The sequence below is a fragment of the Nostoc cf. edaphicum LEGE 07299 genome (genome assembly GCF_015207245.1).
GTDB lineage: Bacteria > Cyanobacteriota > Cyanobacteriia > Cyanobacteriales > Nostocaceae > Nostoc > Nostoc edaphicum_B.
This window is the reverse complement of sequence record NZ_JADEXF010000560.1, coordinates 1-3,934: the sequence shown is the minus strand read 5'-3', so window position 1 is coordinate 3,934 and position 3,934 is coordinate 1. Positions and strand designations below refer to the sequence as shown.

Below are 3,934 nucleotides of genomic sequence, written 5' to 3'. Positions count from 1 at the left end.
AGATGTTCATAATAGACAGGAAGTAGCTAGGTTTTCAGCTTTTTTCTTATAAAATCTTCTAAGACACCTTAATTTACATAATCTAACTTTTGTGCATAGATTTCAGAATTTACCAAGTGTTTTAGGATTAGCGATTGTAGGGTTGATTAGTGGTATGAGTTCTGTACTTGCTCAAAAAACCATTCCCTCTTGTCAACCACCAAATGCGGGTGAGTATCTTTTATTAGTAGTCAGTCCCACAGCAAATAATCAAAAGCAATTGCGTAGCGCCTTACCACCTGAACTTAAAACTATCACCTGCAAATATCTCAACGAAACCGTGACGCGAGTCGGGGGCTTTAACAAAATTGACGATGCTAATCGTTGGGCAAGATATGTCAGCAATATTGTTGGCTTGTCTGCCATAATTACCACTCGACCAACGACAACGGCAAATGTGCAGCCACAGTCACAGCCACAGTCACAACCCAAACCACCTCAGCAGACAGTCAGCTATAATCCTCAAGCATTAGGAGAAGGTTATGCAGTACTGGTAGATTATTATAACCGCCCAGAATTAGTAAACAGTGTGCAGCAAGTGGTGGGAGGTAATGTCGGTTTTGTTTCTTATGGACAACGCCCTTACTTGCTAGCAGTTTATACCACTAACCAAACTGAAGCGTATAATACATTGCAAAAGCTAAACAATGGCGGTTTCGTTGCCAGCTTAGTAGATAGTCGTAAGGTGATTCTGCTGCGCTCGACTGTGCGGTTTTAGTGATATTAACTTCGCTGGCATCTTGATAGGATCTACCAGATTGGTAATTTGTCAATTGACCTAATTTTGGATTTTAAATTTTGGATTTTAAATTCAAAATTTCAAAGGTTTTCAGCGAATATATTTATACTCGCTCTGTGAGAAACAAGTTATTTGGAACAAATGCTTTCATCCTTAATCCCCTGAATTTATTCACAGGGTAAATCTAAAATCCAAAATTGATTGACAAATTACCAGTTATTAATTATCAATAGCCCCTCAAACAAAGATTTATTGCTCTAGTTTAATAAGCAGACCTAGCTAACCAGTAGATGGTTATACCCAAAGCCGATCCAGCGATTACCTGAACTGGTGTATGTCCGAGTAATTCTTTCAGACGGTCTTGGCTAAAGTCTGGTTTTTCATGGAATAATTCATCAATCATTTGATTGAGAATACGAGCTTGCTTACCAGCCGCTTGGCGAACTCCGGCTGCATCATACATGACAATGATGGCAAAAACGATCGCAACGGCAAAATCAGGAGATGCCCAACCCAGTGTTTGCCCTACACCAGCGGCTAGAGCCGTAACCAGAGCCGAATGGGCACTGGGCATACCTCCGGTTGTCACCAAAACACGCACATTAAGTTTGCGATGTTTGACGATCTCAACTACGAGCTTTAATGCTTGAGCAATTAAACAAGCTACCAGAGCAACCAGCAGCACCCGGTTGTCTAAAATGTTGCCTATGTCCTGCATGTTATTTTGGTTAGGTTAGTAAATATTAGCAGCAGTTGTTGGTTGAGGAAACATTTAGATTCAACCCAAAATTCCTAAATTAATTTATCACGTTAGAAAAAGACCAGCGATTCAAAATAACCTAAAAGCCTACTTGATAAGCTTTTGTAATTTTGAATCAGTGAATTTTTAATTTTGCTGGGCAGTAGTAGTACAGTATGGTGTAAATAAACTACCCATTCCCAATCAATGAAACGCTTGCGGTATAGGAATTACGAATTACGAATTACCCAAAGCGTTACTAATTATTACGGCTGGTAATAAAATGAGCGATCGCTTGGAGTGGTTTAGCTCTGTCTCCAAATGGTTCTAATTCCACACAAGCTTCTTTAACTAGCTCTTGGGCTTTTGAGCGCGATTCCTCAAGTCCCCAAAGGCTGGGATAGGTAACTTTCTTTGCTCTTTGGTCTTTGCCAGCTGTTTTACCTAATTGTTCTTGGGTAGAAGTGATATCCAAAATATCATCAATAATTTGGAATGCTAGCCCAATATTTTGAGCATAACGAGTTAGCCGCTGCACATCTTCAGGTGATGCATTAGCAATCAGTCCGCCACAAACTACGCAAGCTTCCAAAAGTGCGGCTGTTTTGTGTTTATGAATGAAATTTAAGGTTTCTAAGGAAATATCAGATTTACCTTCCGACTCTAAATCGACAACTTGACCGCCAACCAAACCACCTGCTCCCAAGGCTCGGCCAAGACGGGCAATAACCTGCAAGACTACTTCTCTCTTAACGCTTTGAGGGGTTTCAATGGCAACAGACTCAAAAGCAAGAGCCAACAAGCCATCCCCAGCCAAAATCGCTACATCTTCACCATAGACTTTATGATTTGTCAGTTTGCCACGACGGTAATCGTCATTATCCATCGCTGGCAGGTCGTCATGAATCAACGACATTGTGTGGATCATCTCCACAGCACAAGCTGTTGGCATGGCCATGTCAATGGTTCCACCCATCATTTCACAGGTGGCAAGGCAAAGAATGGGACGTACACGCTTACCTCCAGCTAATAACGAGTAGCGCATCGCCTCATAAATCTTTTCTGGATAAATGACTGGGATAGACCGATCCAAAGCATTATCACAAAGCTTTTGTCGCTCTTTTAGATAGCCTGCTAAGTTAAATGTGGCTTCCTCTGGTGGTGTCTTTTGCACGTTATCAGTTGCTACCATTCTTTAATTCCTGACATTTTGCGATTTTTGCCTTATACGTCACAATTTTAAGGTGCTGTGGGGCTGAAAAAAATGAAAAGTTAGGAGCAGAGACGCGATTAATCGCGTCTGTACAGGATTTAGGAGTTAAGAGTTATTAAGAATAACTTTTAACTTTCACTCTCTTTCTTCTTTTGCCGCTTTGGAATAGCTAGCAAATGTATTTTCCAACAATATGGCAACAGTCATCGGGCCAACACCACCAGGAACTGGGGTGATAAATCCTGCTACATCAGCGGTTGATTCAAAATCGACATCGCCAATGAGGCGACTTTTGCCATTAGCATCAGTGACGCGATTCATCCCCACATCTACCACAACAGCGCTCGGTTTCACCATATCAGCAGAGATCAATCCGGGACGACCTACTGCTGCAATTAGAATATCAGCATTTTGGGTGATGGTTTTGAGGTCATGCGATCGCGAGTGAGCGATCGTGACTGTGGCATCAGCTTCTAATAGCATCAGCGCCATCGGTTTACCCACTAAAATACTGCGCCCCACGACTACTGCCTGTTTTCCCTGCAAAGAAATGTCATATTCTTGTAAAAGGCGCATCACACCAGCCGGGGTGCAGCTACGTAAACCGTTTTCTCCCCGCACTAATCGCCCCAAGTTAACTGGGTGTAGTCCATCAGCATCTTTATCGGGATCGATTTGATGTAGCAGAGTTACAGCATCCAGGTGGTTAGGTAAGGGCAACTGCACAAGAATGCCATCCACTCTTTCATCATGATTGAGTGCAGCAATTACCTCTTCTAACTCCTCAAGGGTAGTTTGGGTAGGAAAATGCTTACCAAAAGAAGCGATCCCAACTTTAGCGCAGGCTTTTTCTTTATTGCGTACATAAGCCGCTGATGCTGGGTTATCACCAACCATCAACACTGCTAAACCAGGTGGTCGTCCAATTTTTGGTTGTAATTGTGTAATCGCAACAGAAAGTTCTTGCTGAATTTTTGCAGCTAATGCTTTCCCATCAAGGAGTTTGGCAGTTTTTGTTTCCATGAAAATTCCTAGCTATGTTCGCTTTTTGTCCAAATTCCAAAATGAAAATATTGATTCTTAACTCTTGACTTTCGACTATTATTGTGTTGCTGTTTGATGTCGTAGCGTTTCTCTCACAGTAAATCCATAATGTTTATTTTCTCAGATCAACGGCATCATCTGAAGAATAAAGAATTGGGAG

The 3,934-nt window shown here is 41.8% G+C and carries 4 protein-coding genes; 1 reads left to right on the top strand and 3 read right to left on the bottom strand.

Annotated features, from left to right (window positions below):
- The first annotated feature begins 91 nt into the window (after positions 1–91).
- A complete protein-coding gene (locus IQ229_RS16820) occupies positions 92–757 on the top strand; it encodes a hypothetical protein (protein ID WP_194045619.1) in 666 nt (221 codons plus the stop codon).
- A 283-nt stretch (positions 758–1,040) separates the two neighbouring features.
- Here IQ229_RS16820 and IQ229_RS16815 read toward each other — a convergent pair whose 3' ends face one another.
- From IQ229_RS16815 to folD, 3 genes are all read right to left on the bottom strand, one after another.
- Positions 1,041–1,496 carry a divergent PAP2 family protein gene (locus IQ229_RS16815; RefSeq protein WP_094350479.1) on the bottom strand — a complete coding sequence of 152 codons (456 nt, stop codon included), beginning with the start codon at positions 1,494–1,496 and terminating at the stop codon, positions 1,041–1,043.
- A gap of 280 nt (positions 1,497–1,776) precedes the next feature.
- Positions 1,777–2,709: a geranylgeranyl diphosphate synthase CrtE gene (crtE, locus tag IQ229_RS16810; RefSeq protein ID WP_194045617.1), complete on the bottom strand. Its 933-nt coding sequence runs from the start codon at positions 2,707–2,709 to the stop codon at positions 1,777–1,779.
- Positions 2,710–2,865: 156 nt separating this feature from the next.
- Complete coding sequence (gene folD, locus IQ229_RS16805) at positions 2,866–3,753, bottom strand: bifunctional methylenetetrahydrofolate dehydrogenase/methenyltetrahydrofolate cyclohydrolase FolD (protein ID WP_194045615.1); 888 nt, start codon at positions 3,751–3,753, stop codon at positions 2,866–2,868.
- Positions 3,754–3,934: the final 181 nt, after the last annotated feature.